Annotated in this window: 23 protein-coding genes and 3 tRNA genes; 11 read left to right on the forward strand and 15 right to left on the reverse strand. The window is 61.3% G+C overall.

Annotated features, from left to right (window positions below; genetic code table 11):
• Positions 1 to 74 precede the first annotated feature (74 nt).
• From HGHM_RS01525 to HGHM_RS01540, 4 genes are all read right to left on the reverse strand, one after another.
• A tRNA-Thr gene (locus tag HGHM_RS01525) sits at positions 75 to 149 on the reverse strand.
• 42 nt (positions 150 to 191) lie between these two features.
• A tRNA-Gly gene (locus HGHM_RS01530) sits at positions 192 to 265 on the reverse strand.
• 52 nt (positions 266 to 317) lie between these two features.
• Positions 318 to 403: transfer RNA gene (locus HGHM_RS01535), tRNA-Tyr, on the reverse strand.
• 155 nt (positions 404 to 558) lie between these two features.
• Positions 559 to 1545: a gamma-glutamyl-gamma-aminobutyrate hydrolase family protein gene (locus tag HGHM_RS01540; RefSeq protein ID WP_026075600.1), complete on the reverse strand. Its 987-nt coding sequence runs from the start codon at positions 1543 to 1545 to the stop codon at positions 559 to 561.
• A 261-nt stretch (positions 1546 to 1806) separates the two neighbouring features.
• Here HGHM_RS01540 and arsC point away from each other — a divergent pair, with 261 nt between their 5' ends.
• Positions 1807 to 2166, forward strand: a complete 360-nt coding sequence (gene arsC / locus HGHM_RS01545; protein WP_019139738.1) for an arsenate reductase (glutaredoxin) — start codon at positions 1807 to 1809, stop codon at positions 2164 to 2166.
• Positions 2167 to 2177: 11 nt separating this feature from the next.
• On the opposite strand, the gene HGHM_RS01550 is transcribed toward arsC, so the two are convergent.
• The 4 genes from HGHM_RS01550 to HGHM_RS01565 form a co-directional block, all read right to left on the reverse strand.
• Positions 2178 to 3608: a DHA2 family efflux MFS transporter permease subunit gene (locus HGHM_RS01550; RefSeq protein ID WP_019139739.1), complete on the reverse strand. Its 1431-nt coding sequence runs from the start codon at positions 3606 to 3608 to the stop codon at positions 2178 to 2180.
• Between the two features lie 18 nt (positions 3609 to 3626).
• The gene (locus HGHM_RS01555) at positions 3627 to 3824 is read right to left on the reverse strand and encodes a DUF2905 domain-containing protein (RefSeq protein ID WP_019139740.1); all 198 of its coding nucleotides are present in this window, start codon (positions 3822 to 3824) and stop codon (positions 3627 to 3629) included.
• Positions 3825 to 3864: 40 nt separating this feature from the next.
• Positions 3865 to 4062 carry a DUF2905 domain-containing protein gene (locus HGHM_RS01560; RefSeq protein WP_026075601.1) on the reverse strand — a complete coding sequence of 66 codons (198 nt, stop codon included), beginning with the start codon at positions 4060 to 4062 and terminating at the stop codon, positions 3865 to 3867.
• A 76-nt stretch (positions 4063 to 4138) separates the two neighbouring features.
• The gene (locus HGHM_RS01565) at positions 4139 to 5296 is read right to left on the reverse strand and encodes a class I SAM-dependent methyltransferase (RefSeq protein ID WP_019139742.1); all 1158 of its coding nucleotides are present in this window, start codon (positions 5294 to 5296) and stop codon (positions 4139 to 4141) included.
• Positions 5297 to 5403: 107 nt separating this feature from the next.
• On the opposite strand from HGHM_RS01565, the gene HGHM_RS01570 reads away from it, so the two are divergent.
• From HGHM_RS01570 to ttcA, 3 genes are read left to right on the forward strand one after another with little or no spacing between them, the layout of a single operon-like run.
• Positions 5404 to 6177 (forward strand): SDR family oxidoreductase, encoded by a 774-nt coding sequence (locus HGHM_RS01570; RefSeq protein WP_026075602.1) that lies wholly within the window; start codon positions 5404 to 5406, stop codon positions 6175 to 6177.
• A 12-nt stretch (positions 6178 to 6189) separates the two neighbouring features.
• The gene (locus tag HGHM_RS01575; protein ID WP_019139744.1) at positions 6190 to 6582 is read left to right on the forward strand and encodes a dihydroneopterin aldolase; all 393 of its coding nucleotides are present in this window, start codon (positions 6190 to 6192) and stop codon (positions 6580 to 6582) included.
• Between the two features lie 10 nt (positions 6583 to 6592).
• Positions 6593 to 7546, forward strand: coding sequence for a tRNA 2-thiocytidine(32) synthetase TtcA (ttcA, locus tag HGHM_RS01580; protein WP_019139745.1), 954 nt, complete (start codon positions 6593 to 6595; stop codon positions 7544 to 7546).
• A 59-nt stretch (positions 7547 to 7605) separates the two neighbouring features.
• On the opposite strand, the gene HGHM_RS01585 is transcribed toward ttcA, so the two are convergent.
• A complete protein-coding gene (locus tag HGHM_RS01585) occupies positions 7606 to 8442 on the reverse strand; it encodes a DUF6279 family lipoprotein (RefSeq protein WP_019139746.1) in 837 nt (278 codons plus the stop codon).
• Positions 8443 to 8517: 75 nt separating this feature from the next.
• Here HGHM_RS01585 and glmU point away from each other — a divergent pair, with 75 nt between their 5' ends.
• Positions 8518 to 9876, forward strand: a complete 1359-nt coding sequence (gene glmU, locus HGHM_RS01590; RefSeq protein WP_019139747.1) for a bifunctional UDP-N-acetylglucosamine diphosphorylase/glucosamine-1-phosphate N-acetyltransferase GlmU — start codon at positions 8518 to 8520, stop codon at positions 9874 to 9876.
• Between the two features lie 78 nt (positions 9877 to 9954).
• Here the strand turns inward: glmU and HGHM_RS01595 are convergent, their stop codons facing one another.
• A complete protein-coding gene (locus tag HGHM_RS01595; protein ID WP_026075604.1) occupies positions 9955 to 10428 on the reverse strand; it encodes an Lrp/AsnC family transcriptional regulator in 474 nt (157 codons plus the stop codon).
• Positions 10429 to 10590: 162 nt separating this feature from the next.
• Here HGHM_RS01595 and glmS point away from each other — a divergent pair, with 162 nt between their 5' ends.
• From glmS to HGHM_RS20340, 4 genes are all read left to right on the forward strand, one after another.
• The gene (gene glmS / locus HGHM_RS01600; protein ID WP_019139749.1) at positions 10591 to 12408 is read left to right on the forward strand and encodes a glutamine--fructose-6-phosphate transaminase (isomerizing); all 1818 of its coding nucleotides are present in this window, start codon (positions 10591 to 10593) and stop codon (positions 12406 to 12408) included.
• A 499-nt stretch (positions 12409 to 12907) separates the two neighbouring features.
• On the forward strand, positions 12908 to 13051 hold the full coding sequence (locus HGHM_RS22985) for a hypothetical protein (protein WP_154652072.1): 144 nt from the start codon (positions 12908 to 12910) through the stop codon (positions 13049 to 13051).
• A gap of 67 nt (positions 13052 to 13118) precedes the next feature.
• A complete protein-coding gene (locus tag HGHM_RS01615) occupies positions 13119 to 13757 on the forward strand; it encodes a hypothetical protein (protein WP_019139752.1) in 639 nt (212 codons plus the stop codon).
• 76 nt (positions 13758 to 13833) lie between these two features.
• On the forward strand, positions 13834 to 14481 hold the full coding sequence (locus tag HGHM_RS20340) for a hypothetical protein (protein ID WP_034348354.1): 648 nt from the start codon (positions 13834 to 13836) through the stop codon (positions 14479 to 14481).
• Here HGHM_RS20340 and HGHM_RS01625 read toward each other — a convergent pair.
• Complete coding sequence (locus tag HGHM_RS01625; protein ID WP_019139754.1) at positions 14474 to 15196, reverse strand: Crp/Fnr family transcriptional regulator; 723 nt, start codon at positions 15194 to 15196, stop codon at positions 14474 to 14476. The genes HGHM_RS20340 and HGHM_RS01625 overlap by 8 nt on opposite strands.
• A 359-nt stretch (positions 15197 to 15555) precedes the next feature.
• Here HGHM_RS01625 and HGHM_RS01630 point away from each other — a divergent pair, with 359 nt between their 5' ends.
• Positions 15556 to 16683: a sensor histidine kinase gene (locus HGHM_RS01630; protein WP_019139755.1), complete on the forward strand. Its 1128-nt coding sequence runs from the start codon at positions 15556 to 15558 to the stop codon at positions 16681 to 16683.
• Here HGHM_RS01630 and cadR read toward each other — a convergent pair.
• A complete protein-coding gene (gene cadR / locus HGHM_RS01635) occupies positions 16680 to 17162 on the reverse strand; it encodes a Cd(II)/Pb(II)-responsive transcriptional regulator (RefSeq protein WP_019139756.1) in 483 nt (160 codons plus the stop codon). The genes HGHM_RS01630 and cadR overlap by 4 nt on opposite strands.
• A 79-nt stretch (positions 17163 to 17241) precedes the next feature.
• On the opposite strand from cadR, the gene HGHM_RS01640 reads away from it, so the two are divergent.
• A complete protein-coding gene (locus tag HGHM_RS01640; protein WP_026075606.1) occupies positions 17242 to 17880 on the forward strand; it encodes a cation transporter in 639 nt (212 codons plus the stop codon).
• Here HGHM_RS01640 and HGHM_RS20345 read toward each other — a convergent pair.
• From HGHM_RS20345 to HGHM_RS22100, 3 genes are all read right to left on the reverse strand, one after another.
• On the reverse strand, positions 17877 to 20642 hold the full coding sequence (locus HGHM_RS20345) for a bifunctional diguanylate cyclase/phosphodiesterase (RefSeq protein WP_081583509.1): 2766 nt from the start codon (positions 20640 to 20642) through the stop codon (positions 17877 to 17879). The two genes, HGHM_RS01640 and HGHM_RS20345, sit on opposite strands and share 4 nt — an antisense overlap.
• On the reverse strand, positions 20629 to 23109 hold the full coding sequence (locus tag HGHM_RS20350) for a sensor domain-containing protein (RefSeq protein ID WP_019139759.1): 2481 nt from the start codon (positions 23107 to 23109) through the stop codon (positions 20629 to 20631). Before HGHM_RS20350 ends, HGHM_RS20345 begins: the two co-directional genes overlap by 14 nt.
• Before the next feature lie 203 nt (positions 23110 to 23312).
• Entirely contained in the window at positions 23313 to 26252 is a 2940-nt protein-coding gene (locus tag HGHM_RS22100) for a sensor domain-containing protein (protein WP_019139760.1), read from the reverse strand.
• Positions 26253 to 26363 lie beyond the last annotated feature (111 nt).

Here is a 26363-nt window from a genome sequence, read left to right on the forward strand (position 1 = left end):
CTCCTAACTATTTGATGAGAATGTCCAGGCACGCGCCCGACTGTCTAACTATTTGATAACAACTGATAAATCCATGGTGCCCTTGACGTGGATTGAACACGTGGCCTCTCCCTTACCAAGGGAGTGCTCTACCACTGAGCTACAAGGGCATATTGGCCGACCCGCAATGCGGATCACCCAATTCAAAAACCTGGAGCGGGTGAAGGGAATCGAACCCTCGTCATAAGCTTGGAAGGCTTCAGCTCTACCATTGAGCTACACCCGCAAAAGTAACTTCCATCCACCCTACAATCACTCGCCTGAACGACCAAGAAACTTGGTGGAGAGGGCTGGATTCGAACCAGCGTACTCGTTAGAGGGCAGATTTACAGTCTGCTGCCATTAACCACTCGGCCACCTCTCCGCAGGGAACCCCAAACTATAGTAGAACAAGTTCACCCTGTCAACCGGAAAATGCGATTGGACAGTATTTTTCTTGGGAAACGAGAGCGGGCAAGCAGCGGGGCGACAAAATCGGTTGTATTGCCGTCTGGGCAGTTAATTTCTTCTAGGAGAGATTCAGAACCGGGTCTCCCGGGCGGCGCCGAGAAATTCGTCCAGGATGGGAGTGCAGTCGAGCAATTTCGCCCCGCCGGCACGGTGAAATTCCGGATGCCATTGCAGTCCCATGACGAACCTTGCCTTGCGGTAACGGATTGCTTCGACAATATTGTCACTACCGGAATAGGCCTCTACCACGAGATCCCGGCCGAGATCCTTCACGGCCTGGTGGTGAATCGAATTGACCAGCGCCGTGGAATGATCAGGGAACAGGGACCGGAGGGAGGAGCGCTCCGGGAAGTGGATTTCATGGAAATGGCTATCGTACAAGTCGCTTACATGCTCGATTGCGGCGGGCACATCCGATGCGATGTCCTGGTAGAGCGTCCCACCCAAGGCAACATTGATCAGCTGACAGCCCCGGCAGATGCCAAGCACCGGCTTGTCGGCCTCGATGAATTCATGCAACAGTTCGAGCTCATAGACGTCACGCGCCCGGTCGCCGCTCCACTCGGGTCGAGTGGCCACTTGTGAATAGGTTTGCGGGGAGACGTCAGCACCGCCCTGCAACACCAATCCATCCAGATGCTTAGCATAATCCCGCAGGCGAATGCTGCTTGAATGGATCAAGCCATTGTTGTTGACCGTCGGGATCATGAATACCATCACATCGCGCGCCATGACCCACTGGGCGATCGACTCTTCCAAGTATTGCAGGGTCTTGCTGCGCAAGCCCGTAGCACCAGGCTCGGGATGGTAGATACGTGCCGAAATGCCGATTTTCAGTGTGCGCTGAGTCAGACGCCGCGCCGCCCTGTCGGAAATCGAGCGAAAGCGGGCGGAAACGATCCTCCATGTCTGCCCCCAGGGCGTTTCTTCGCGCCTAACACCCTGCGGAGGGGCAGCACCAGCCCCTGATGGGCTGATGGTTGATGCAGCAGGCTCTGGGGCTGGCACGGAGGAAGAATTAGGCGTGTTGGAATCTGGCTGTTGCGGCTCTGACATGATCGTAAGTATAAAAGGTCAACGCGGCGCGCCGCTCGGGACATCGCCAATTTCGGATATTACGTTGCTGCGTCGGATCAGGCTTGCGGGCGACGTTTTCCTGTCTGACACAAAGTCGCCCTGTCTGGTTCAATGAAGCAAGCCGCGCAGCTCCGTTGGCGCAGCATGTGACAACCTGCCAATTCCCCGCCTTAACGGGGTACTGGCGCATCAATGCTATTCTGCTGTCATTCCCGGTTTCGTCAGCCTTTTCCGAAAGTTATGATTACCATTTATCACAACCCGCGCTGTTCCAAGTCGCGCGCAGCCCTCGAACTGGTGCAGCAAGTTTCCCAGGAGCGGGGCTTGCCGCTGACTGTCGTTGATTACCTGAAAACACCTCTAACCGCAGCCCAGCTGACCGCGCTTCATCGCCAGCTCCGCACGCCGGCACGAGACATGGTGCGTGAGAACGAAGAAGAATATGCGGCGCTAAGCCTGGACGAAGCGGACGATGAAGCCCTGATGCAAGCCATCGCCCAGCACCCACGCCTGCTGCAGCGGCCTATCGTGGTGTACCAGGCGCGGGCCATGGTGGGCCGGCCACCCGAGAAATTGCACGCCCTGTTCGAAGCGAGCTGAAACTCTTCGCATCAGCCAGTCTTGGCCGGTGCTGCCCGCATGCGCCAGGCTGCCAGCACGGCAACGGCACACATCAGCGCCACCATCAGGAAAGTCTCGTTGAACGCGGCCGCTCGGCCGCCGCCCTCCTGCTCCGCCTGTGCCAGACCAGTGTGATGCGCCGCGAGACGCCACTCCAGCATAATGCCGACCAGACCGACGCCGATGGCACCGCCTAACTGGCGCAGGAAATTGATCGTACTCGCGCCCTGGGCAATCAGACTGGCATCCACGCCGCGCATGGCACCGAGGCTCAGCGCCGGCAACACGAAACCCAGGCCGATGCGGCCGACGATAGCCCACAGGATGAGGGTGGCATAGCCGGTAGCGGAAGAGCCCCGCCCCATCAGCGCGAACGATAGCGCCAGCAGGCTCAATCCGATCACCACCAGGATGTTCGGCGCGAATCTGTCGGCCAGCCTGCCGGCCCAGACAATCGTCAGTGCCAGCACGATTCCGGCTGGCAGCAGAACCAGGCCGGCTTGCGAAGGCGCGTAATGCATCGCCACCTGCATGTACACCGGCAGCAGATAAGTCGATCCGAACAGTCCGGCACCGTAGATGAAAGCGACGAGCGCCCCCATTGCAAACTGGCGGTAGCGGAACAGTGCCATGTTGATCAATCCATGCTTCGCACGCATCTGGTACAGCACAAAGACGACAAGGCTGGCCACGCCGACGAGCAGCATCATGGCTGCCGGCACCAGATCCCCATGCAAATGCACCAGGCCATTCAGCAGGCTGAGGGTGCACACACCTGCCAGCAGCAAGCCCTTCCAGTCCAGCGGCCTGGCCTCTCCCATCATGGAAGAATTCACAGGCAGCAGACGCCGCACCAGGGCCAGAACCACCAGGCAGAACGGCACTACCACGAAGAAAATCGAACGCCAGCCGAACTGCTCGACCAAAAAGCCGCCGACACTCGGGCCGATCGCCGGCGCCAGCACCACGCCGAAGCCGAAGATGCCCATCGCCCTGCCCTGCTCGCGCGGTTCAAAGGCGCGCAGTATGACGATCGCGGGAATCGGTTGCAGGATGCCGGCGGCCAGGCCTTCCGCCACCCGCATCGACAGCAGCATCGGGTAATTGAGACTGAACCCGCCGATCAGGCCGCCAGACAGAAGCAGCAGGATAGTGCCGGTATAGGTCCGGCGCAGGCCATAGCGCAGCAGCAGCCAGGGTGTCGTCAGCATCGACAAAGTCATGGCCAGCATGAATCCCGCCGACACCCATTGCGCCCGCTCCTGTCCGAGCGCGAAATCGCGGCTCAGGTCGAGTACCGCGACATTGACGATGGTCGATGAGAGGATCGACGCCATGCTGCCGATCATGACGGTCATCAGCACCAGCCACTTGTAGCGGCTGCCGTAGCGCTCGCGAAGTTGTTCCAGCGTGGGCTGCATGCGGAACGGTGGTGGGAATCAGCGGGTCAGGCCGGCGATCACGAAAGCGACCACCGACCACAGCACGGTCGAGCCGAAGGGCAAGCAGAATATCACGCCCCTCAGCCTGAACCGGATGTCGCCCGGCAGGCGTCCGACGAAGAGCCGGTCGAGCCAGGGCAGGAGCGGATAAAAGATCATCAAGCCGAGGAAGATGACGGCGGCCCAGCGGATCATGGATTGCCTTTCACGGAAATCGACACGGCAGCATGCCGGCTCAATGCAGCAAACGGCCCGCGAGGGCAACCAGCATCGACAGCAGCAGGGTCGAAGCGAATGGCAGGAAGAATTCCTTGCCGAAGATCTTGAAGCGCAGGTCGCCCGGCAAGCGCCCTATTCCCAGCTTTTGCAGCCAGGGCAGCAGCGCCGAGAACACGATCAGAGCAACGAAAATGGTCAGAACCCAGCGTATCATGGCGAGCCTTGCGAAATCCCTCGATGGTAGCGGCGCATGCACAAAGCCGTATCTGCATTCGGGCCGCCGGCCGCCATCATAGCCTGTGGCTGCGGTCATTGCGCGCAAATTTTTCAGGCAGTTGCACGCCGCTGCCGACGATCAGCACCTTGAACAGCTCACCCATCTCCGCCGGCGAAATCAGTTTTTGCAAGGCATTCGCCTGCGGCAGGTAGTGCAGCGGATCGGCCGGCGAAGCGCGCAACAGCAGGTCGCCGATGCCGGCAGCCAGAAGGAAGGAGGCCTGGCTGGTGTAGCCGAGCAGGTCCGTCCTTTCTTCCAGCGCGGCGCGCGCCGTCGCAGTGAAGTCGACATGCGCGGTAATGTCCTGCAGTCCCGGCAGGTAGAACGGATCGGGATGGGCGTGATGCCGGTAATGGCACATCAGCGTGCCCTGTGCGCGCTGGTCGAGGTAATACTCATGCGCGGGGAAGCCGTAATCGATCAGGATCGCGGCAGCGCCCTTGCCGCTCTCTTCACGGCCTTTGCGCAGCATCGCTGCCAGGGAATGCATGAAGCCGCTCGCCACCGGATGCACTTCGGTCAGGTATCCGTCCGGCAGGACATCGGCATCCGGGATCTGCTTCAGGAGTGCGTCGTCGCACGGCCGGTCTTCGAACACGAAGGCATCCGATGCGGACAGGCCGACGCCGCGCTCGCGCCAGCCCTGCCCGGTTTTATGCACGAGATGGACCGGCATCGCATCCAGCACTTCATTGCCGATCACGACGCCGGAAAAGGATTCGGGAAGCCGGTCGAGCCAGACGACTTGCGGAAAGTCGCGCAGCATCTGTTCCTGCCGCGCACGCAATTCGCCCGACAGTTCGACGATGCAATAACGATCGGGCTGTATGCCCATTGCCGCCAGTTCGGTCAGGAGGTCGTGCGCGAGCTTACCGCTGCCGGCGCCGAATTCGAGTATCTGCGGCGCAGTTTGCTGCATCACATCGACGGCGACATGGGCCAGTGCGGCGCCAAAAAGCGGCGTGATTTCAGGCGCGGTTGTAAAATCTCCGTCTTTACCAAGTTTCGCCGCCCCGCCGCTGTAGTAGCCCAGCCCAGGGGCATACAGCACCAGTTCCATATAGCGGGCGAAGGAAATCCAGCCGGAATTGCGCCGAATGTCATCGGCAATCAGCCTGTGCAGCGCATGCGACGCGGCCAGGGCGTCGGGAGTAGGTTGGGGCAATTGCATAGCCGGTATTGTATTTTGAAATCCGCCTCGGGGCGGAAAGCGCATTCACCCATAACGGTCCAGCAAGTACGGAGCATCTACGCCGCTTCGGCCGGAAAGCACGCACCATGACGACAGACACGCAAAAAGTTGCGCTGATCACCGGCGCTGCCAGGCGCATCGGGCGCGCGATTGCGCTCGCCATGGCGCAGCGCGGCTGGGACATCGTCGTGCATTACCGGCAATCGGCGGCCGAGGCGGAAGCCACCGTGCGCGAGATCCGGGCCCTTGGGCGTCGCGCCGTGGCGGTACAGTGCGACTTGGCAGATGAATCTGCGGTGAAGGCGCTGCTGCCGCAGGCCATGGGGACGATGGGTGCATCATCGATCTCCTGCGTGGTCAACAATGCCTCCCTGTTCGAACAGGACAGCGCTGCGGATTTCTCTCTCGCCAATCTGGATGCCCACATGCATGCGAACCTGGCTGCCCCGATTCTGCTGGCCCAAGCTTTGCACGCAATGACGCCGGAGGATGGGCAAGCCGTCGTGGTGAACCTGCTGGACCAGAAGCTGTTCAACCTGAATCCGGATTTCCTGTCCTACACCCTGTCCAAGGCGGCGTTGCAGACTGCGACAACCATGCTGGCGCAGGCGCTGGCACCAAAGGTGCGGGTGGTGGGTGTCGCGCCCGGCATCACGATGGTATCCGGCAATCAAAGCGCCGAAGGATTCGCCAAGGCGCATAAAAAAACGCCGCTTGGCCGTTCCAGCACGCCGGAAGATGTGGCGGCGAGCGTATGTTTTGTTGCAGAATGCCCGGCCATTACCGGCACCACCCTGCTGGTCGATGGCGGCCAGCATTTGATTCCCTTGCAGCGGGACGTGATGTTCCTTGCAAAATGACTTTTTGAAAACATGCTTTCCTTTCTCTCGCACCCCACTCTGTCCGACTGCCGTCGCCTGTTCCTGCGCAACTATGAAGTGCTGATCAACATCGGCGTGCATGAATTCGAAAAGAAGGGCGAGCAGCGGGTGCTGATCAATGTCGACCTGTTCATTCCGCTGGCGGAATCGACGCCGAAGGAAGACCATCTGGTCGAAGTGGTCGACTATGACTTCATGCGCGACACCATCGCGCGGCGCATGGCGCAAGGCCACATTCACCTGCAGGAAACCCTGTGCGACGACGTGGCGCGCGCCATGCTCGCGCATCCCAAGGTGCGCGCGGTGCGCGTCTCTACCGAAAAACCGGATGTCTATCCGGACTGTCAATCCGTCGGCGTGGAAGTGTTCCACACCAAGGCATGAGGATAGGACGATGAACGACTTTGCTTCTCAGACCGTGATGAGCGATACGGAAGTGGCGCCGCAGGACAACGCCGCCGTCAGCCTGAAGAAGGCGGAAAAAATCGCTTACGAAAACAACAAGCTGCACAAGCGGCTGTGCCGCCTGGTCGGGCAGGCGATCGGCGACTTCAACATGATCGAGGATGGCGACCGAGTGATGGTCTGCCTGTCCGGCGGCAAGGACAGCTACGGCTTGCTGGATATTCTGCTCACGCTGCGCGAACGCGCGCCGATCAAATTCGACATCATCGCCGTCAACCTCGACCAGAAGCAGCCGAATTTCCCGGCCCATGTCCTGCCGGAGTACCTGACGAAGATCGGCGTGCCCTTCCATATCGAAAACCAGGATACCTACAGCATCGTCAAGCGTGTGGTCCCGGAAGGCAAGACGACCTGCGCCCTGTGCTCCCGCCTGCGGCGCGGCATTTTGTACCGGGTCGCGAGCGAACTGGGCGCCACCAAGATCGCCCTCGGCCACCATCGCGATGACATCCTGGAAACCTTCTTCCTCAACATGTTCTTTGGCGCCAAGCTGAAGGGCATGCCGCCCAAGCTGCAATCCGACGACGGCAAGCACATCGTCATCCGCCCTCTGGCCTACGTAAAGGAAGCCGACATGGCGCGCTATGCCGAGGTCAAGCAATTTCCGATCATTCCCTGCGACTTGTGCGGCAGCCAGGAAAACCTGCAGCGCAAGCAGATCAAGGCCATGCTGCGCGAATGGGAAAGGAAATTCCCGGGCCGCGTCGAAAACATCTTTTCCGCGCTGTCGACCGTGACCCCCTCGCACCTGATGGACCGCCAACTGTTCAACTTTGCCGATCTGAAGACTGGCGAAGCCGTGCCCGATGGAGATATCGCTTTCGATGAAGAACCCTGCGCGCCTCCGGCAAATGTGGTGAAGTTTGAAGGCCTGTCGGATTGAATCGGATCAATTAAGCATAAACCCGGTGCCCGGCAAGTCCATGCCCGGGCGCCGAATGTCTAATGCTTCGGCGCGGACAGGCTGCGGCAATCCTCTATCCACTGCTGCATCTTTTTATAGGCATGCTCCTTTTGCGCCGGGGTGGCGATGTTGACGATCTGCGCCACCATCCGCGCCGCGCCATCCCGGGACGCATCGAGAAACGGCACTTGGTCGGGATTGCCGTAATGTTCGAAATTGGTGTCGACATACCGCCTGAGCAGCGAAATCGTTTCGTTCCTGCTCGGCTTTTCCCGCTGAATCTTCCTCAGTACGGCCAGCAGATCCTGCTGCCGCCGCACGCGGATGGCCATCCACACTTCATTGTTCAGCGGGCGGGCGTCGGATGCTGCACGGATCTGCCTTTCCTGGTCCCTGGAGAAATTGCCGAACCAGTATTCCGCCTGTTTCATTACTTTCTTGTAGCGGTTGAGTTGACGGTCCTCAAGATCACCACGCAGATTGTCCTTACGATAAGCCTCGTTGTTGGAAGCGAATTTCTTTTCGATGTTGGCAATCTGATGCGGCTGAAGCGTCAAGGCCAGGTCTGCGAAATAAGGCAGGGCTTGTTCGACCGATAACATGAAGCGCTTGCGGAAAGCTTCGTAATCGGCCAGCACGTCGGCCTGCGTGAGATTGCGCGGGAGCCGCTTCTGCTCACTCATCACCAGCTGCGCATATTCCGGCAACTGGTTCTGGCGGTGCCAGGCAAAAAAGTCGGCAATATGCTGCTTGACCATGGGCCGCTGGTCCTGCTCGAAGTCGATATAACTGTTCAACCACCAATACGCGACACTCTCACCATTGCTGTAGCCAAGCTTGAGCGCGCTGCAGCCGGCCAGCCAGCACATCATCATGAGAATGCATACTCTCGACGCAAAAGTACGGTAGGCTCGCATGTTAGAATTTTGCTCCACTTCAATTCGTTGCCTATGAACGTAGTCATTCTTGCAGCCGGCATGGGAAAGCGCATGCAATCCGCGCTGCCGAAAGTCCTCCACCCTCTCGCTGGCAAGCCCCTGCTCTCGCATGTCATCGATACCGCCCGCGGCCTGTCGCCTTCGCGCCTGTGCGTCATTTATGGCCATGGCGGCGAGATCGTGCCCGAGCGGATGCAGGCTTCCGATCTCGTCTTTGCCAAGCAGGAACCCCAGCTGGGTACCGGACATGCAGTCATGCAGGCGCTCCCGCATCTGGACGAGGAAGTGCCGACCCTGGTGCTGTATGGCGATGTGCCGTTGACCACAAGCAATTCGCTCCAGCAATTGTTGGACAGCGCCGGCAAGGATAAGTTGGCAATCCTGACCGTCGACCTCGACGACCCGACCGGTTATGGCCGGATCGTGCGTCAGGACGGCAGGATCGTGAGCATCGTCGAGCAAAAGGATGCGAGCGCCGAGCAGCGTGCCATCCGCGAAGTCAACACCGGCATTCTGGTGGCGCCCACCGCGAAACTGAAGAAATGGCTGGCGACGCTGTCGAACGACAATGCCCAGGGCGAGTATTACCTGACCGACATCGTGGCGCGCGCCGTTGCCGATGACGTGCCAGTGGTGTCGGCCCAGCCAAAGGCGGTATGGGAAACGCTGGGCGTCAACAGCAAGGTGCAGCTGGCGCAACTCGAACGCATCCACCAGCGCAACATCGCGGACACGTTGCTCGAACAGGGCGTGACCCTCGCCGACCCGGAACGCATCGATGTGCGCGGCAGCCTGTCCTGCGGACGCGATGTGAGCATTGACGTCAACTGCGTGTTCGAAGGGCGGGTGGAACTGGAAGACGGCGTGTCCATCGGGGCGAACTGCGTGATCAAGAATGCACGCATCGCCAGGGGCGCCAGCATCAAGCCCTTCTGCCACATCGAGGATGCCGTTATCGGCGCCGACGCCGAGATCGGCCCCTACGCGCGCCTGCGTCCGGGCACGGAGCTGGCTGAAGAAGTACACATCGGCAATTTCGTCGAAGTAAAGAACAGCAAGATCGCCGCCAAAAGCAAGGCCAATCACCTGGCCTATGTCGGCGATGCGACAGTCGGCTCGCGCGTCAACATCGGCGCCGGCACCATCACCTGCAACTATGACGGCGCCAACAAGTTTCGCACCATCATCGAAGACGATGCCTTCATCGGCAGCGATACCCAGCTGGTCGCCCCTGTGCGTGTCGGCAAGGGCGCGACTCTGGGTGCCGGCACCACCCTGACCAAGGATGCACCGGACGGCAAGCTGACCGTTTCGCGCGCCAGGCAAGTGACGATCGAAGGCTGGCAGCGGCCGGTGAAGATCAAGAAGTAATCCGGCCGGCCTGGCTGCTTTTTCCTGCGGGGCGCATTTCGATGCGCCCCGCTTCGTTTCTGGCCGATGTTCAATGAGTCACAGCGCGATCCGCGTTTCGAACTTGCTGCGATGCATGGAAAAGAAGCTGCGCACATTGCGCACGTTCGCATGCGAGGCGAACAGCCGGTGCGCCAGCGCATGATAGGCCGGCATGTCGGCCACCTGCACCACCAGTACGAAGTCCGGGCCGGGCGACACGCGGTAGCACTGCAGCACCGCCGGTTCATTCGCCACCAGCGCTTCGAATTCCGTCATTTTCTCTGCCGCCTGATGGTCGAGCGTGATTTCCACGATCGCAGTCAGCCCCGCCCCCACCTTGTCCGGAGCGACCAGCGCCACCTGCCGGGCGATCACGCCGGCATCGATCAGGCGCTTGACCCGTCGCAGGCAGGTCGGCGGCGAAGCATGCACCTTCGCCGCCAGCTCGTTGTTGGTCTGCGATGCATCCTCCTGCAAGGCGTTCAGAATGCGGCGATCCAGTTCGTCGAGTAGCAATTCCGTTTCTGTCATGAAATTGAATTTCAAAGTTCCTATGATTTTGAAATTGTATTTCGCATTTTCATTGCATGGAAATAATAATTCAATTTCTCTGAAATTTCGCAAACTTATTTCACGTCCGCTCTTCTACGATAGAGCCCTCTGTTAATCAGAATCAACGAACAAGGAGCTCCCATGTGTGGCATCGTCGGCGCAGTCGCGCAGCGCAATATCACCCCCATCCTGTTGCAAGGACTGAAACGGCTGGAATATCGCGGCTATGACTCCTGCGGCGTTGCGCTGCATGTTGACGGCCGGCTGCAGCGCTCGCGCAGCACTTCGCGCGTGGCCGACCTGGAAATGCAGGTCGAAAAGGCCGGGCTGTCCGGCTTCACCGGCATTGCCCACACGCGTTGGGCCACGCATGGCGCCCCGGCCTCGCACAATGCCCATCCGCACTTCTCGCGCGAACGCATCGCACTGGTCCACAACGGCATCATCGAAAACCACGACGAGCTGCGCGCCGAACTGCAGGCGGCCGGCTATGTCTTCGAGAGCCAGACCGACACCGAGGTGATCGCCCACCTGGTCGACCACATGTACAACGGCGACCTGTTCGACACCGTGCAGCAGGCCGTCAAGCGCCTGCACGGCGCCTACGCGATCGCGGTGTTCTGCCGCGACGAGCCGCACCGGGTGGTCGGTGCGCGCCAGGGTTCGCCGCTGATCGTCGGCGTCGGCGAAGGGGAGAATTTCCTGGCGTCGGACGCGATGGCGCTGGCCGGCACCACCGACCAGATCATCTATCTGGAAGAAGGCGACGTGGTCGACCTCCAGCTGCGGCGCTACTGGATCGTCGATGCCGACGGCCGGCCGGCCGAGCGCGAAGTGCGCACCGTGCACGCGCACAGCGGCGCCGCCGAGCTGGGACCCTACCGTCACTACATGCAGAAGGAAATCTTCGAGCAGCCGCGCGCCATCGGCGATACGCTCGAAGGCGTGACAGCGATCATGCCGGAACTGTTCGGCGACAAGGCTTACCAGGTCTTCAAGAAGATCGACTCGGTGCTGATCCTTGCCTGCGGCACCAGCTACTATGCCGGGCTGACCGCGAAATACTGGATCGAGTCAATCGCGCAAATCCCGGTCAATGTCGAGATCGCCAGCGAATACCGCTACCGTGACAGCGTGCCGAATCCGAATGCGCTGGTCGTCACCATCTCGCAAAGCGGCGAGACGGCCGACACGCTGGCCGCCCTCAAGCATGCCCGCGCCAAGGACATGGTCAACACCCTCACCATCTGCAACGTCGCCACCAGCGCCATGGTGCGCGAATGCATGCTGTCCTACATCACCCGCGCTGGCGTCGAGGTCGGCGTCGCTTCGACCAAGGCCTTCACCACGCAACTGGCCGCATTGTTCCTGCTGACGCTGGCGCTGGCGCAGGTGCGCGGCCGCCTGAGCGAGGAACAGGAAGCATGCTGCCTGAAGGAGCTGCGCCACCTGCCGGCCGCGATCACCGCAGTGCTGGCGCTGGAGCCGCAGATCATCGCCTGGTCCGAGGAATTCGCCCGCAAGGAAAATGCGCTCTTCCTCGGCCGCGGCCTGCACTATCCGATCGCACTCGAAGGCGCACTGAAGCTGAAGGAGATTTCCTACATCCACGCCGAAGCCTATCCGGCCGGCGAGTTGAAGCACGGCCCGCTGGCACTGGTGACGCAGGAAATGCCGGTGGTGACGGTGGCGCCGAATGACGCCTTGCTCGAAAAGCTGAAGTCGAACATGCAGGAAGTGCGCGCCCGCGGCGGCCAGCTGTACGTGTTCGCCGATGCCGACTCGCACATCACGTCCAGCGAAGGCGTCCATGTGATTCGCCTGCCGGAACACTATGGCAAGCTGTCGCCGATCCTGCACGTGATCCCGCTGCAGCTGCTCGCGTATCACACCGCACTGGCGCGCGGCACCGATGTCGACAAGCCGCGCAACCTGGCGAAATCAGTGACGGTGGAATAATCCACGACATGCGTGGCTCGTATCGGTGCCGATAGTGTTTGCAGGGCCGTGCGGCAGCCGGCCCGGACTTGCCGTTTCAACACTGTCGTACCGCGATCTTGAAGATGCGAGCCACGGCGCTACAGTTCCAGTGCATCGGGGTCTGAACTGGAAGCAGTGCGTCCCCCGCTCCTCTCCTCGCCCCGCATCAGTTTTCTCCAGTCTGCTGCCGGGCGTTGCGAATTGACAGACTTCATCGGATCACCTACATTTGCGGCCATGGCAATTCCCAATCAACTCGTCCGCATGTCCGCAACCGGCCAATCCCTGATGGCCGGCATGCTGTCGCACATGCTCCATCCGACGGACGCTGCGGGAGTCTGCCAGCCGGCTGCAGACTCCTGAGCCCGGCGATACTCCTCCCCTTCTCATTAGCGCAAATCATCTATCGCCGGGCCTGAATCAGGCGCGATAGCAGCCATACCTTTTTCGGGTCTGGTTGCGCTTTTGGGAGCATTTCATGCCCACGCTCATACACGGCAAGCCAGCGCCTGCCGACTTCGATTCCATCCGCTTGCCCATGCGGGGCTTCGGCCTGCTGTCCATTGATCTCGCCGACAGGTCGTGCCAGAAATCGCGCATGGGACGCCCATTTCCGCACTGAGCGCTCTCGCAGAACGCCGAGCTTGATTCGGGCGCACTCCGCTTTCCTTTCTCTCATCTGAATCGCCATGGACCTCACTCGAGACTTCGTCAAATCCAAGCGCCCCTGCTCCTCCGGCCTTCGCTGGTTTCTCCGCAATTATGAAAAAGGCAGCGACTATCAGCCTCTTCTGGATGCCCTGGTAAGCGCTGGCCGGGTCGATGATGCCTGCTGGCTCCTTACGCAGTTCGGCCCCACCGATGCGGTATTGAGCGTCGACTCGATCGATGTCGACGCCATTGTCTTCGCCGGGACGCTGGAAGTGCGCGGCAGTATCGAAGCCGATTCGATTGTGCGGGCGGGCCGCACCATACAGGCCGACGGCGCAATCCGCTGCGGCAAGAATCTCAGGGCCGGCGGATCGATCACCAGCCTGGACTGCATCTGCGCCGGCAATGGGATCGAAGCCGGTGCGACGATTCTCTCCCACAGGCACCTGGAAGCGAACTGGGGCATCAGAGCGGGCAAATCCATCATTGCCCACGGCGCCATCAAGGCTGGCGAAAGCCTGCAGGCGGAGGAAGACATTCGGTCGGGCGACGGCTACGGGATTTACGCCGGACTGGACGTTCAGTTTGATGCCTGGGAAGCAAGCGCCCGGGTACGCGCCCGGTCAAGGCCCGAACGCCTGATGAGCGGCTGGTGGACCGGCACTTGTCCAGCCTGATGGGCTCTTGCCGCCCTGGCAAACGAAACTCATTTGCGTGAAACCCTGACCGGAGATTGCCTTGCACAGTCTAGTCATGCCCTTTCCATACATTCCCTGGCAACCTCGTGCTGCAGAATTGCGTATCGATGTTGAGCACCCGCCATCCGAGCTCGAAAGCGAACTCGACGCACTGCATCGCCGTCTGAATCGCCCCGGCGATGCGCTTCACGGCCTTCCCGTGGTCTGCGTCAAGTTCCCGGGCCTGATCTTCCGCTATCGCGAGGCGGACGGAGAGCACTACATCTATGTCGAAGACCCGGCACGCCGCTGCCTGGCCGGCTACACCGTGTTGAATCGACTGGTCGAAGTCAATCGCCGCACCGATCCCCATCTGCGCGCGCCGCATTCCAAGTACGCTCCCGCGTATCAACGCCGCGGCATCGCGACAACGATCTACCGCTGGTGGCTGGAAGCCGGGCGCTGCCTGATCACCGGGGCACGCCAGTCCATGGGCGCCAACCTTCTATGGCATGCACTGGGCAAGCGCCATGATTTGATTTATGTCGATCTGCGCAACAAGAACCTGCGTTATCTCGGCCGTCAGGTCAGTCGGCAAACCCTGGAGGACCTGCACACGCGCATGATCCTGCTGGGCAGGGGCTGGGACAAGGAGCGGCTGGCAAATCAGGCTGGAATGCTGATGGCCGGGCATAAGCCGAGTCTTTTTGCCCGACTTAACTGACACTCTTGCCGATGGTCCGCTCGAACTGCTTCCTGACCACGCCATAGCATTCGCAGCAGGCTTCCTCGATGCCGGCCCGATCCAGAATGGTCACGACGCCACGGTTATATTTCAGGAGGCCCGCTCGCTGAAATGTCCGTGCGACCAGGCTGACGCTGGGGCGATGCACGCCCAGCATGTCGGCCAGGAATTCCTGGGTCAGCTGGAATTCGTCTCCCGGCGCGCGATCATGGCTCATCAATATCCAGCGGGCGAAGCGCTCTTCCGTGCTGTGCAGCCGGTTGCAGGCGACCGATTGCGATACCTGGGCGAGGTAAGCCTGCAGGTAGCGGTAGACCAGCCGGCGCAACTCGTTTTCCCCGTTCAGGATTTCCCGGAATTTGGCTGCGTCCATGCGCAGGCTTTCTCCCGGAATCTGGCAAATGGTGGTTTCGATCGCCAGCTCGCTGCCGGTCAGGATTTCCACGGTCGAAAATCCTTCATTGCCAAAGTTGCCCACCTCGACCATCGCCCCGCCTTCCATGATTGACAGCACGGAATGCGCGCCGCTGAGCGGAAAGTAGACATACTCAATCTTCTTGTCCCGCTCGAACAGGACCATCCTCAAGGGCGTGGGAACCCAGGTGAGATGCGGTTTCAATGCCTGGTACTCCTGCTCCGGCAAGCGGGAGAGCAGGTGGTTGGCGCACTCCTGCGCCGATGCGGGAACCGCCATGGCTTTTCCTCCTGATAAATCCGCCCGGAAAACGACAGGCGGACGTTCAATTCGGTGTGCTGCTTCTTTGCGATGAATTCATGTTCTTTTTGCATCCGTGCTGATCAGGGACAGCACCTCGCGACTGGAATTCCTGCACTCTGCTTGAGGGAGACCAAAGGAACTTTCGGTTTCCGCCAAATGCTGCCGAACCCGTTACGGAAATAAATGCAGGCCTCTGTAACAAACCATACAGACGACCAGCTTGCGAGGGACGTACATTCGCTGCCGTCTGGGAACTGCCGCATGTGCAGCCAGCAGGGAACGCTTCGTACTCCTGTCGATAAAAACGAGGCACTTCGAACCAAGCTGAAAAATTTATGCGCCTGGCAAGCTTTATCCTCGCCAACATGGAGCTGCTGCTCCAGGAATGGGATGATTTCGCCCGATCCATCCAACTGGTCAACCGGACCCTGAACCTCGCCGAACTGCGCGATCATGCAGAAGAAATGCTGCGCGAAATCGCGGAAGATCTCGGCAACGAACAAACCGAGCAGCAACGCCTTGAAAAGTCGAAGGGGCGCGCTCCCAAGAAAGACCAGGACTCGGCTGCCGAAATCCATGCCGAAGCCCGCCTCAGATGCGGATTCACCATCGACCAGCTGGTGTCGGAATACCGGGCGCTACGCACCAGCGTGTTGCACCTCTGGTCCCGCCGCACCAAGACGGCGACCTGGTTCGAGCTGGAAGACATGACCCGCTTCAATGAAGCGGTGGACCAGGCCCTTGCCGAATCGGTGGCACGCTATTCCAAAATGATCAGCCAGGCACAGGACATTTTCCTGGGCGTGCTCGGGCACGACATCCGCACTCCGTTAAACGCGATCAGCATCGGCGCCGAAGTCCTGATGCGGTCGGAGACGCTGGACAGCCTGAACATCAGAGTGGCATCGCGGATCTACGACAGCAGCGCGCGCATCGGAGAACTGGTCGACAACCTGCTTGACTTCACCCGCATGCGGTTTGGCATGACGATCTCGCCCACGCCGGGCAATCTCGGCATGATCGGCGAAAGAATCGTCGAGGAAATCCGCTCCGCCCATCCAGATAAAAAGATCGCGCTGAAAGCGTCCGGCAATCTCGATGGACATTGGGACAGCGGCAGGATCAGCCAGGTGTTTTCCAACCTGATCGTCAATGCCCTGCAACATGGCTCGCCTACCGAACCGGTCTCCGTCGTCCTGGCCGGCTCGAAGGACAGCGCAGTGCTGACCGTCCACAACGCCGGCGAGCCCATCCCCGCAGAAGAACTCGGGCATCTTTTCGAGCCGCTGCGGCGCTACGCCAGAAGCCCGGATAACAAGTACGGCGCGCATTCCAACCTCGGGCTGGGACTGTACATCGTGCGCGAAGTAGTCATGGCCCATGGCGGCACGGTCGAAGTCAGCTCGAACGAGGCAGACGGCACGATGTTTACCGTGACACTTCCCAGGAACGCGGACTGTTAAACCGGCTTCCGGCCGGCCACGCCGTGGACGTGGCCGACATGGGACTTTTCAGCGGGAGAGTCGGGCAGCGCCGGGGCTTCCGTCGCCAGCCCCTGCAGGATGCCGCAATCCCGCGCCGCCTGGGCTTGGCTGCACAGGCAGCGCAGCCGCCTCAACTGCTTTTCCAGCAACTTCAGCTCGGCAATGCGCGCCTCGACATGGCCGATATGCTCGTCCAGCAGTGCATTCACTTCGCCGCAATTCTGTTCCGGTGCATCGCGGAAGGCGAGCAGGGTGCGGATTTCATCCAGCGTCATGTCGAGCGAGCGGCAATGGCGAATGAATGTGAGCCGTTCGACATGCTCGCTGCCGTACAGGCGGTAATTGCCGTCGCTGCGCGCCGGTTCCGGCAGCAATCCTTCCCGCTCGTAATAGCGAATCGTTTCGATGTTGCAACCGGTGCGGGCGCCAAGTTCACCGATCTTCAATCCAGACGGCATGCCACTCCTTCCATGTTCCGCTTGACCCTGTAGCAGCTACAGGGCTTTTAATGCCGACTATAACGGAAAGGAGAAATGCATGTCTGCCTGCTGCAGTGGAGGGTGTTCCCCGGAAAAACCGCCAGTGGATGCGCGCTATCGCCGCATCCTGTGGATTGCCCTGCTCGTCAACGGCGGGATGTTCGGCGTGGAGTTGATATCGGGCTGGCATGCCGGGTCGGTCTCGCTGCTGGCCGATGCACTCGATTTTTTCGGCGACGCGGCCAACTACGGCCTGTCGTTGTTCGTGCTGGCGCTGGCACCGGTCTGGCGTTCGCGTGCCGCCCTGGTCAAGGGCCTGAGCATGGGCGGCTACGGCCTGTTCATCCTCGGCACGGCGGCCTGGAATTTTACGTATGGCACCGTGCCGGAAGCTTCCACCATGGGCAAGATCGGCTTGCTCGCCCTGGCCGCCAACCTGTCGGTCGCCGCCCTGCTGTATGCCTACCGGAATGGCGACGCCAACATGCGATCGGTCTGGCTGTGCACCCGCAATGATGCGATCGGCAATATTGCCGTGATGCTGGCGGCGCTCGGCGTGTTCGGTACCGGTTCGGGCTGGCCCGACATCGTGGTGGCGGGCATCATGGGCAGCCTGGGAGTGAGCGCCGCCGTGTCCGTGGTCCGGCATGCGCGCGAAGAAATCAGGGCCGGCGCATTCGTCCTGAAAAAAACCTAGGCGGTTCGCTCAGGTGCCTGCCGGTCGGCGCCTGCAGGCAGGATGAAGCGTTGCTGCAAAAGCCGGGGAATCTGGTCTGCGGGCAGCGGCCGCGAGATCAGGTAGCCCTGGATCTCGTTGCAGGAAATCGCCTGCAGGATGCGCAGCTGCTCCATGGTCTCGACGCCTTCCGCCACCACGCGCAGGCCGAGCACATGCGCCATCGACACGATGGCCATGAAGAACACTTCGCCTTCCCTGCCGTTGTCGAGCTGGGCGGTGAATGCCCGGTCCACCTTCAGCACATCCATGTCCAGCCGCTGCAACTGCGACAGCGAGGAATAGCCGGTGCCGAAGTCGTCGACCGCGAGCTTGAAACCTAGCGCTTCGATCGCAGCCAGTTCCGCCGTCACCTTGTCATCCTCGCCCATCATGCAGGATTCGGTGATCTCGATTTCGATCAGGGATGGCGCGATGCCGTGACGAGTCATGCATGAGGCGAACAAGTCGCTCAGCCCGCCTTCGTTGAACTGGCGCGGCGAGACATTGACCGACACCGTCACCACCGGCAGTCCCTGTTCCTGCCATTGCGCGATCTGGGCGCAGGCCTTCCGGATGACCAGTTCGCCCAGCTTCACGATCAGCCCGGTTTCCTCGGCGACGGGAATGAATTCCTGCGGCGGCACCAGCCCCTGCTCCGGGTGCATCCAGCGCACCAGCGCTTCCATGCCGCGCAATTCGCCGCTCAGCGTATCCACCCGCGGCTGGTAATGCAGCACGAATTCGTCGCGCTCGATCGCCTCGCGCAGCGCCTGCTCCTTGTTCAGGCGCACCATCAGCCTTTCCGAGAACAGCGGCTGGTAAAACTCGTAACCCCCCTTGCCGTTCGCCTTGGCCGCGTACATGGCGACGTCGGCATGCTTCAGCAGGGTCTCGCCATTGTCGCCATCTCGCGGATAGATGCTGATGCCGACCGAGGCCTGCACCATGTGGCGGCGATCGCCCGGCAGGATGAAAGGCACGGCAAACGACTTGATGATGCGCTGCGCCACCCGGGCGACATCCTCTTCGCCTTCGACCCGCTCCAGCACGATGTTGAATTCGTCACCGCCCAGGCGCACCACGCTGTCCTGCGGGCGGACCACCGATTTCAGCCGCAGCGCCACTTCCCGCAGCAGTCCGTCGCCGGCGGCGTGGCCGAGCGTGTCGTTGATGTTCTTGAAGTCGTCGAGGTCGACGAACAGCAGTGCCAGCATCGCCTTGCCTGCCTCTGCCTTGTCGATCGCGCCCGGCAGGTAATTCATCAGCCAGTGGCGGTTCGGCAGCGTCGTCACGGAATCCGCATTGGCCATCCTGTCGAGTGCCTGCGCATGCGCCTTGGCCTCGGAAATGTCGCGCAGGGTGACGGCCAGCCCTTCGCCGGAGCGCACCAGCCTGCGGTGGATCCACGTCGGTTCCAGCGGGCTCTGCGGCGAGACATTGAATTCGTCTTCGTGATACCCGTTTTCCAGCGCGCACCGGAAGATGTTCAGGACCTGTTCCAGGTAGGGCCCCGATGAAAAATCGGCAAACCGCCTGCCGATCAGGCCGGTGCGGGTCGTGCCGTAGTAGGAAGCGCCGCGTTCGTTGCAATCCTCCACCAGGAAATCGATGACTTCGTCATCCCTGCCGTACACCGGGCGGACCATGTAAAAGCCTTCGCGCGCGCCATCGGTCGCAAGGCGATAGGTGTTCTTGACTTCATCTTCCTGCTGCTTGCGCCATGCGAGCCGGGACGACACGTAGAGGATGATCAATGCGACGAACAGCAGCCCGACGCTGCCGGCGAGGGCAAAGCGGCGGTAATCCCCGGCTATCGCTTCGTACTGCGCAAAGACGTCCTCCTCCGACAGGCCGACGACCGACACCAGCGGATAGTTGTCCAATGCGTGCCAGGCAACGATGCGCGCCTTGCGGTCGATGAAGGCTTCCTCCGGGAAGAGCATGACGCCTTTGCTTGCCCCGAATTTCGGCGGCGCGCTCCACACCCTTGGATGCGCACGCACGGTCTCACCCATTTTCGTGGCGAGCAACGCGCCGTTGTTCATTCTGACCGAGAGGAAGTCGTTCTTGCCCAGGCTGGCTTCATCGGTGAACGAAGCCAGGTAAGCCGGCTCGACCGCAAGCGAAATGATGCCGCCGAACCTGCCATCGGACGCTTCCAGCCGGCGGGTGAAGCGGATGATGGTCTTGCCGATGCGCGGAGTTCTTTCGGGCGGAATGATGACTAAGCCACTGGCGCGGCCGGCCTTGTGCTCCTGGAACCATGCCCTGTCCCCGATGTTGAGCCGCTGCGCGCTCTCGAAGGTACTGCTGATCAGCTCTCCGCGGGGGTCCATGATGCCGACATGGAGCAGCGCCGTTTTCGAGTACAAGCCCTGCCTCAGCTGTTCCTCCAGGTGCAAGTCCCCGCGGTATTTCTGCCAGTAGTATTTCAGGTTCAGCGCTACGTAGTCGAGCTGCTCGACCGTGCGCGCCAGCTGGTTGGCATAGGCCTTGGACAGCGATTCCGCCTGCCTGAACGCGCCTTCCCGAAGCGCCGCCTTTTCCCCGCGCAGCCTGGATTCGGTCCCGCCCCACAACAGGGCGATCAGGAGCAGGCAGCCGCCGAGGCAGGCAATGACGCTCCTGCGCCGGTTGTGCTGCAAAATGCCGAACGCGCGCCGGCTCCTGAGCCGCCTTCTCCCCGGGCTACCCGGCACTGCCTGACGAACCGGCGCGCCCATCCTGTCAGGCGCCTTCATGGCTCAAGCGAAGCGGCAATGCGCGCGCTTCCCCTTGCAGCAGCGTTTCGAATTCGCCGGCGGGCAAGGGCTTGCTGATGCAAAAGCCCTGGATCTCGTCGCACCGGGCTTCCCGCAGGAAGTCGAGATGCTCGCGGGTTTCCACCCCTTCGGCCACCACCGACAGGTTCAGGGTATGCGCCAGGTTGATGATGGCTTCTGCCAGCTTCAGCGGGCTCACGTCTTCCGGATGCAGCTGCAGGAGGAAGGAGCGGTCCAGCTTCAGGCAGTCCAGCGGAAAGCGGCACAGATAGGCAAGCGATGAATAACCGGTGCCGAAGTCATCCACCGACAGGTGCAGGCCGAGAGCCTTGAGCTCCTTCAGCAGATCTGCCGCCAGTTCCGGATCTTCCATCAGGCCGGTCTCCGTCAGTTCCAGCTCCAGCATCCGCGCCGGCATTCCGCTCTTTTGCAACGCCTGCCGGACGGAGGCGACCAGCTTCTTGCTGCGCAACTGACGAGCCGAGAGGTTGACCGAGATCCGGAGCTCCCGACCGTAACGCACCATCCACTCCCAGGCCTGGCTGCTTGCCTGCTGCAGCACCCATTCGCCGATATCCTCGATCAGCCCGGATTCCTCGGCCAGCGGGATGAATTGCGCCGGGGAGACTGCTCCCATTTCCGGATGGGTCCAGCGCAGCAGCGCTTCCATGCCGGTCATCTCCAGGGTTGCGAGGTCCACCCGCGGCTGGTAATGCACGGTGAATTCATTGCGCTCGAGCGCATGGCGCAAGGCTACCTGCAGCATCATGCGCTGCCGGGAAGCCGCGCCCATTTCCAAGGTATAGAAGCGGTAGGTCTTGCCGCCGGCCGCCTTGGCGCGGTACAGCGCCGTGTCCGCATTCTGCAGCAGGCTTTCGCAGCTGTCGCCATCCTGCGGCGACAGGCTGATGCCGACGGAAGCGAGCGGATTGATTTCATGCCCGCCAAGCATCACCGACTCCTCGATCGCCGCGCACAGCTTCTCGGCGATCCTGGCGGCGGACGTGCTGCCGTACTTGCATTCGGCCACGATCACGAACTCGTCGCCTCCCAGGCGTGCCACGATATCGTCCGGCCGGACGGACCGCTTGAGCCGCCCGGCGATCTCCTTCAGCAAGGCATCGCCTGCCGGGTGGCCGAGGGAATCGTTGACTTCCTTGAAATTGTCGAGGTCGATGAAGAAAACGGCTTGCGCAACGCCTCCCCGCCGGTCGTTGAGCCGCTGTTTCAGACGGGCTTCCAGCCGAGCCCGATTGGGCAATTCGGTGAGGATGTCGCGCGTAGCCAGGCGTTCGAGCTCCTTGGCCTGCCGGACCTCCCGGGTGACATCGCGGGTGATGCCCCGATAACCGCAAAAGACGCCGTTCTCGCTGAAGGGCTCTCCCGAGACGCGCAAGAAACGGACGATGCCCGGATGGGTCAGCAGCTCGACCGGGTAAATGGCGTCACGGAACGGTTGCCGATTCTGCATGCAGTCAAGACAGGCGGCGAATCCGGGTTCTTCACGGTCAGTCACCGTGGCCTCGAACCGGAGTCCGAGCAGCTCCTGCGGATTCAGCCCGAGACGGTTCCGGATGCCTTCGGACAGGAAGGTGAAGCGCAGTTCGGCATCAGTTTCCCAGTACCAGTCGGAAGACAGGGAAGTCAGGCTGCGGAAGCGTTCCTCCCGCCGCGCCAGCTCGCGTTCGGCCATCAGTTGCGCAGTGATGTCCCGGGCAACCGAGACAAACCCGGTCCTCTCACCGGTCTGAGGATTCCTGATCGTGCTGGTCCGGGCGCCCAGCCAGACCCAACTGCCGTTCTTGTGCCGGAAGCGGAGATTGTCCAGGCCGGAGTGCCGTTCCCGGCCCGCGTGCTGCGTGCGGATCCTTTCCACGTCTTCCGGATGCAGGTAGTCAAGAATGCGCGTGCCGATGAGTTCCTGCGGCTCGTAGCCGAGGACATCCTTGTGGGAAGGCGAGGCATAGAGATAACGATTGTCGGCATCGCTGTGGGAGATCAGGTCGTGCGCATTCTCCGTGAGCAGCCGGTGTTCAGCCTCGCTGCGGGCCAGCCTGGCGCGGGACTGCTGGCGCTCGGTGATGTCGATGATCGTGCCGATGTAGCCGGCGAGGCTGCCATCGGCGGCAAGACGCGGCGCGCCGGTGCCCAGGAACCAGCGGGTTGATCTGTCGCTGCGCAGCACGCGGTATTCCACCTGGTATTCCTTCCGGGCGGCCCTGGCATCCTGGAAGATGCGCAGTGCTTCGGGAAAGTCTTCCGGATGGATGAAGCGGAACCAGTCGGCAATGTCGAACGCGAGCGGCGTCGGCACGTCCTGCATGGAAGCCGGATTCAGGTAAATGCAGCGGCCTTCGGCATCCAGTTCCCAGATGATGATCGATGCATGGTCGGCCAGGTGGCGCACCGCTTCGCGGGCAGTTTCGGCGCCGCTTGCCCGCGTCATGGCTTCCAACCCTTTCTGCGCGTCCGCAAACTGGGCAAGGCTATGGTGATCATGGCAGGGCGTCCGGGGTTTTCTTTGCAGGAGGGCTGATCTTACCTCAGACCTTAGCATTCTTAGTTGCCATTCAGCAACGTAATTCCCGGTCAATGACTCAATTTGACTGGCTTGCATGATCTCCAAGCCGGTACCGCTGAGTGCTCGCATCAGTGGAGATTTCCGAAGGTGTCGGACAGGTCGAAGGGTGGCAGCCGGTTGATGCGCGACCAGCTGCCGCTCATCACCAGCTCTTCGAATTTGTCGGCAGAAACCGGCGGGCTGAAAATGAAGCCCTGGGCGCTGGTGCAGTCGCGCGCCTTCAGGTAGGCCAGCTGCTCCGCGGTTTCCACGCCGCCGGCGATTACGCCCACCCCGAGGTCGCGCCCGAGGCTGATGATGGCGGAAGTGATGGCCGAATCCTCGCGCCGGTGCGGAAGGTGCTGGACGAAGGACTTGTCGATCTTCAGGGCATCGACCTCGAAATCGACCAGTTCCATCAATGCGGTATGGCCGGTGCCGAAATTATCGATCGTGATGCGGATGCCGAGCGTGCGCAGTTCCGACAGCTGTTGCTTGATTTCCGGGCGCTGCGCCAGCATGGTCTCCGACACTTCCAATTCCAGGAAGGCCGGCGCCAGTCCGGTGCTGGCGAGAATGGAAGGAATCACCGCGACGAAGCGCGGATCGCTGAACTGGCGTGCCGAGCAGTTGACGGAAATGCGCAGGTCCGGCAAGCCCTGCGCCTGCCATTTGCGCACCTGCTCGCACGCCTGGCGCAGGGCCCACTCCCCGATTTCCACGATCACGCCCGTCTCTTCGGCCACGTCGAGGAAATCCACCGGCAGCATCATCTCCAGTTCCGTCGCCTGCCAGCGCAGCAGGGCTTCCACCGTCGAGATCTTCCAGTTCGTCAGGCTGACCTGCGGCTGGTAGTACAGCTCGAACTGGTGGTCGCGCAGCGCGCGCCGCAGGGCTTGCGCCTGGTCCTTCTTCCAGTCGGTTTCCGCGCCTAGGTCCGGCGTGTAGAACTGGAAATTGTGTCGCCCCGTATGTTTGGCCCGGTACAGCGCGAGATCGGCCTTCTTCAGCAGCTCGACCGAGTTGTTCGCATCCTTCGGATAGATGCCGATGCCGATGCTGGTCCCGCTGAACACTTCCTGCGCATCCAGCTCGTAGGGCTGGCCGAGACGCTCCACCAGCTTGCGTGCCAGGGTTTCCGCCGCCTTCGGCTGGGCCACCTCGGACTGGATGATCACGAATTCGTCGCCGCCCAGGCGCGCCACGAAGTCGGTTTCCCGGATCGATGACAACAGGCGCAAGGCGACTTCCTTGAGCAGCAGGTCGCCGGTATGGTGGCCGAAGGTGTCGTTGACATGCTTGAACTTGTCCAGGTCCAGCAGCATCACTGCCAGCGGCATATGGGTGCGGTCGGACAAGGCGATGGCCTTGTGCAGCTGGTTGCTGAAGCTGATCCGGTTCGGCAGGCCGGTCAGCCCGTCATGATTGGCAAGGAAGTGGGTGCGCTCCTCCTCCATCCGCTGCGCGGTCTCGTCGCGCATGATCTTCACGTAGCCGCGCAGGCTGCCATCCTCGTTCCAGAGCGGCGTCACCACGCCACTCGCCCAGAAGCGGGTGCCATCCGGGCGGAGATGCCAGCGCTCGTCTTCCGAGCGGCCGAGGGTTCGCGCTTCGTTCAGTTCGCGCACCGGCTCGCCCATTTTCCGGTCTTCGCCGGTAAACAGGATGGCGCTGTCGGACCCGATCGCACTTTCGGCCGACCGTCCCAGAATCCGCTCGGCGCCGGAGTTCCAGCTCACGATTCTGCCCTGCGGATCCATCATGAAAATCGCATAGTCCGTCGCGCCTTCGACCAGCAGGCGGTAATTTTCCTGGGCAAGCATCAGGGCGCGCTCGGCCTGGACGCGCTGGGTGACGTCGGTATTGGTTTCGAGAAAGCGCAATGGCCGTCCCGCGTCATTGCGCTCGAGCACCCATTCGCTGAGCACCGTGAGCTTGTGCCCATCCCGGGTGGTATGCACCAGCTCTCCATTCCAGTAGCCATTGCGGAGAACCGCATCCTCGATCTGCTCCAGAGGCTGGCCGAGTTCGGTCTTGAGCAAGGAATGGCTGACCTGGCCGACTGCCTCTTCCCGGCTGTACCCGTACAGCCTCTCCGCGCCCCGGTTCCAGTAGGTGATGACGCTGTCTTCCACTTGGCGCACCAGGATCGCGTCATGGGTCAGGTCGAGCAGACTGGCCTGCTCCTTCAGCACACGGGACTGGCGCACCGCCGCTTCCTGCCTGTCCTTCAATTCCGTGATGTCGTGCAAAACCAGCACGGCACCGATCAGCCCGCCTTCGTTGTCCCGCAGCGGCCGTGCGTTGGTGCGTGCCCACATGCCACCGGATGCATCCGGGGAGCGCAGGAAAACCACCATCCCGTCCACGCTCTCGCCACGCAAGGCTCTCGGAATGGGTCGCTCCGCATCGGGATAAGGCGTCTGCCGGTCAGGCTTGAACAGGGTAAAGGAATGAAAGGACTGGCCGGGATCGGCTTCGACCGGCCTCAGGCCGAGCAGGCGCTGCGCGGCGGGATTGATCACGATCAGGCGCTCGAACCGGTCCGCGACCACCATCGCATCGGCCATGCTGTCGAGGATGGTCCGGTTGATGTTGGCCTGCCTTTGCAAGGCGGCTTCGATTTCCTTGCGCCTGGAAATGTCCTGGATCGAGGCAGCGAAAATCGTGCGGCCGACGGTGGGGATTGCGGTAATGGCGAGTTCGACCGACAGCTCGGCCCCGTCCTTGCGACGTGCAATCAGTTCGGAATGCCGGTTCAGCAGGCGGCCTTCGCCGGTTTGAAGAAATCGCCGCATTCCGGCGAAGTGCTGCGCGTGATAGCGCTCCGGGATGATGGTGTCCGTCAGGAGCTTGCCGAGCGCCTCTTGTTTGCTCCAGCCAAAGGTTTCCTCTGCCTTCCCGCTCCATTGGATGATCCGGCTGTTTTCATCGATTGCCACAAAGGAATCCAGCGCATTGTCGAGGATCAGTCGGTACAGATCACTGGCTTGAGCGAGTTCTTCCGGCAATAGTTGTATGGGCACCATCGAATTGCCAAAGGGCGAAAATGGAGGACGGAAGTCTGACAACATTCTTGACGGCTGGTTTCTTCCGCACGCTTGCTTTTGAACAGCATCTGCCGTGCTACCGTCTTGCAT

Source organism: Noviherbaspirillum massiliense JC206 (assembly GCF_000312045.1).
Classification (GTDB): domain Bacteria; phylum Pseudomonadota; class Gammaproteobacteria; order Burkholderiales; family Burkholderiaceae_D; genus Noviherbaspirillum; species Noviherbaspirillum massiliense.

What these genes read in the sequence shown, in the direction of transcription:
- HGHM_RS01540 (WP_026075600.1), bottom strand. Translation starts at nt 1,545, where the DNA reads ATGTCAGAGCCGCAACAGCCAGATTCCAACACGCCTAATTCTTCCTCC.
- arsC (WP_019139738.1), top strand. Translation starts at nt 1,807, where the DNA reads ATGATTACCATTTATCACAACCCGCGCTGTTCCAAGTCGCGCGCAGCC.
- HGHM_RS01550 (WP_019139739.1), bottom strand. Translation starts at nt 3,608, where the DNA reads ATGCAGCCCACGCTGGAACAACTTCGCGAGCGCTACGGCAGCCGCTAC.
- HGHM_RS01555 (WP_019139740.1), bottom strand. Translation starts at nt 3,824, where the DNA reads ATGATCCGCTGGGCCGCCGTCATCTTCCTCGGCTTGATGATCTTTTAT.
- HGHM_RS01560 (WP_026075601.1), bottom strand. Translation starts at nt 4,062, where the DNA reads ATGATACGCTGGGTTCTGACCATTTTCGTTGCTCTGATCGTGTTCTCG.
- HGHM_RS01565 (WP_019139742.1), bottom strand. Translation starts at nt 5,296, where the DNA reads ATGCAATTGCCCCAACCTACTCCCGACGCCCTGGCCGCGTCGCATGCG.
- HGHM_RS01570 (WP_026075602.1), top strand. Translation starts at nt 5,404, where the DNA reads ATGACGACAGACACGCAAAAAGTTGCGCTGATCACCGGCGCTGCCAGG.
- HGHM_RS01575 (WP_019139744.1), top strand. Translation starts at nt 6,190, where the DNA reads ATGCTTTCCTTTCTCTCGCACCCCACTCTGTCCGACTGCCGTCGCCTG.
- ttcA (WP_019139745.1), top strand. Translation starts at nt 6,593, where the DNA reads ATGAACGACTTTGCTTCTCAGACCGTGATGAGCGATACGGAAGTGGCG.
- HGHM_RS01585 (WP_019139746.1), bottom strand. Translation starts at nt 8,442, where the DNA reads ATGATGATGTGCTGGCTGGCCGGCTGCAGCGCGCTCAAGCTTGGCTAC.
- glmU (WP_019139747.1), top strand. Translation starts at nt 8,518, where the DNA reads ATGAACGTAGTCATTCTTGCAGCCGGCATGGGAAAGCGCATGCAATCC.
- HGHM_RS01595 (WP_026075604.1), bottom strand. Translation starts at nt 10,428, where the DNA reads ATGACAGAAACGGAATTGCTACTCGACGAACTGGATCGCCGCATTCTG.
- glmS (WP_019139749.1), top strand. Translation starts at nt 10,591, where the DNA reads ATGTGTGGCATCGTCGGCGCAGTCGCGCAGCGCAATATCACCCCCATC.
- HGHM_RS22985 (WP_154652072.1), top strand. Translation starts at nt 12,908, where the DNA reads ATGCCCACGCTCATACACGGCAAGCCAGCGCCTGCCGACTTCGATTCC.
- HGHM_RS01615 (WP_019139752.1), top strand. Translation starts at nt 13,119, where the DNA reads ATGGACCTCACTCGAGACTTCGTCAAATCCAAGCGCCCCTGCTCCTCC.
- HGHM_RS20340 (WP_034348354.1), top strand. Translation starts at nt 13,834, where the DNA reads ATGCCCTTTCCATACATTCCCTGGCAACCTCGTGCTGCAGAATTGCGT.
- HGHM_RS01625 (WP_019139754.1), bottom strand. Translation starts at nt 15,196, where the DNA reads ATGGCGGTTCCCGCATCGGCGCAGGAGTGCGCCAACCACCTGCTCTCC.
- HGHM_RS01630 (WP_019139755.1), top strand. Translation starts at nt 15,556, where the DNA reads ATGCGCCTGGCAAGCTTTATCCTCGCCAACATGGAGCTGCTGCTCCAG.
- cadR (WP_019139756.1), bottom strand. Translation starts at nt 17,162, where the DNA reads ATGCCGTCTGGATTGAAGATCGGTGAACTTGGCGCCCGCACCGGTTGC.
- HGHM_RS01640 (WP_026075606.1), top strand. Translation starts at nt 17,242, where the DNA reads ATGTCTGCCTGCTGCAGTGGAGGGTGTTCCCCGGAAAAACCGCCAGTG.
- HGHM_RS20345 (WP_081583509.1), bottom strand. Translation starts at nt 20,642, where the DNA reads ATGAAGGCGCCTGACAGGATGGGCGCGCCGGTTCGTCAGGCAGTGCCG.
- HGHM_RS20350 (WP_019139759.1), bottom strand. Translation starts at nt 23,109, where the DNA reads ATGACGCGGGCAAGCGGCGCCGAAACTGCCCGCGAAGCGGTGCGCCAC.
- HGHM_RS22100 (WP_019139760.1), bottom strand. Translation starts at nt 26,252, where the DNA reads ATGGTGCCCATACAACTATTGCCGGAAGAACTCGCTCAAGCCAGTGAT.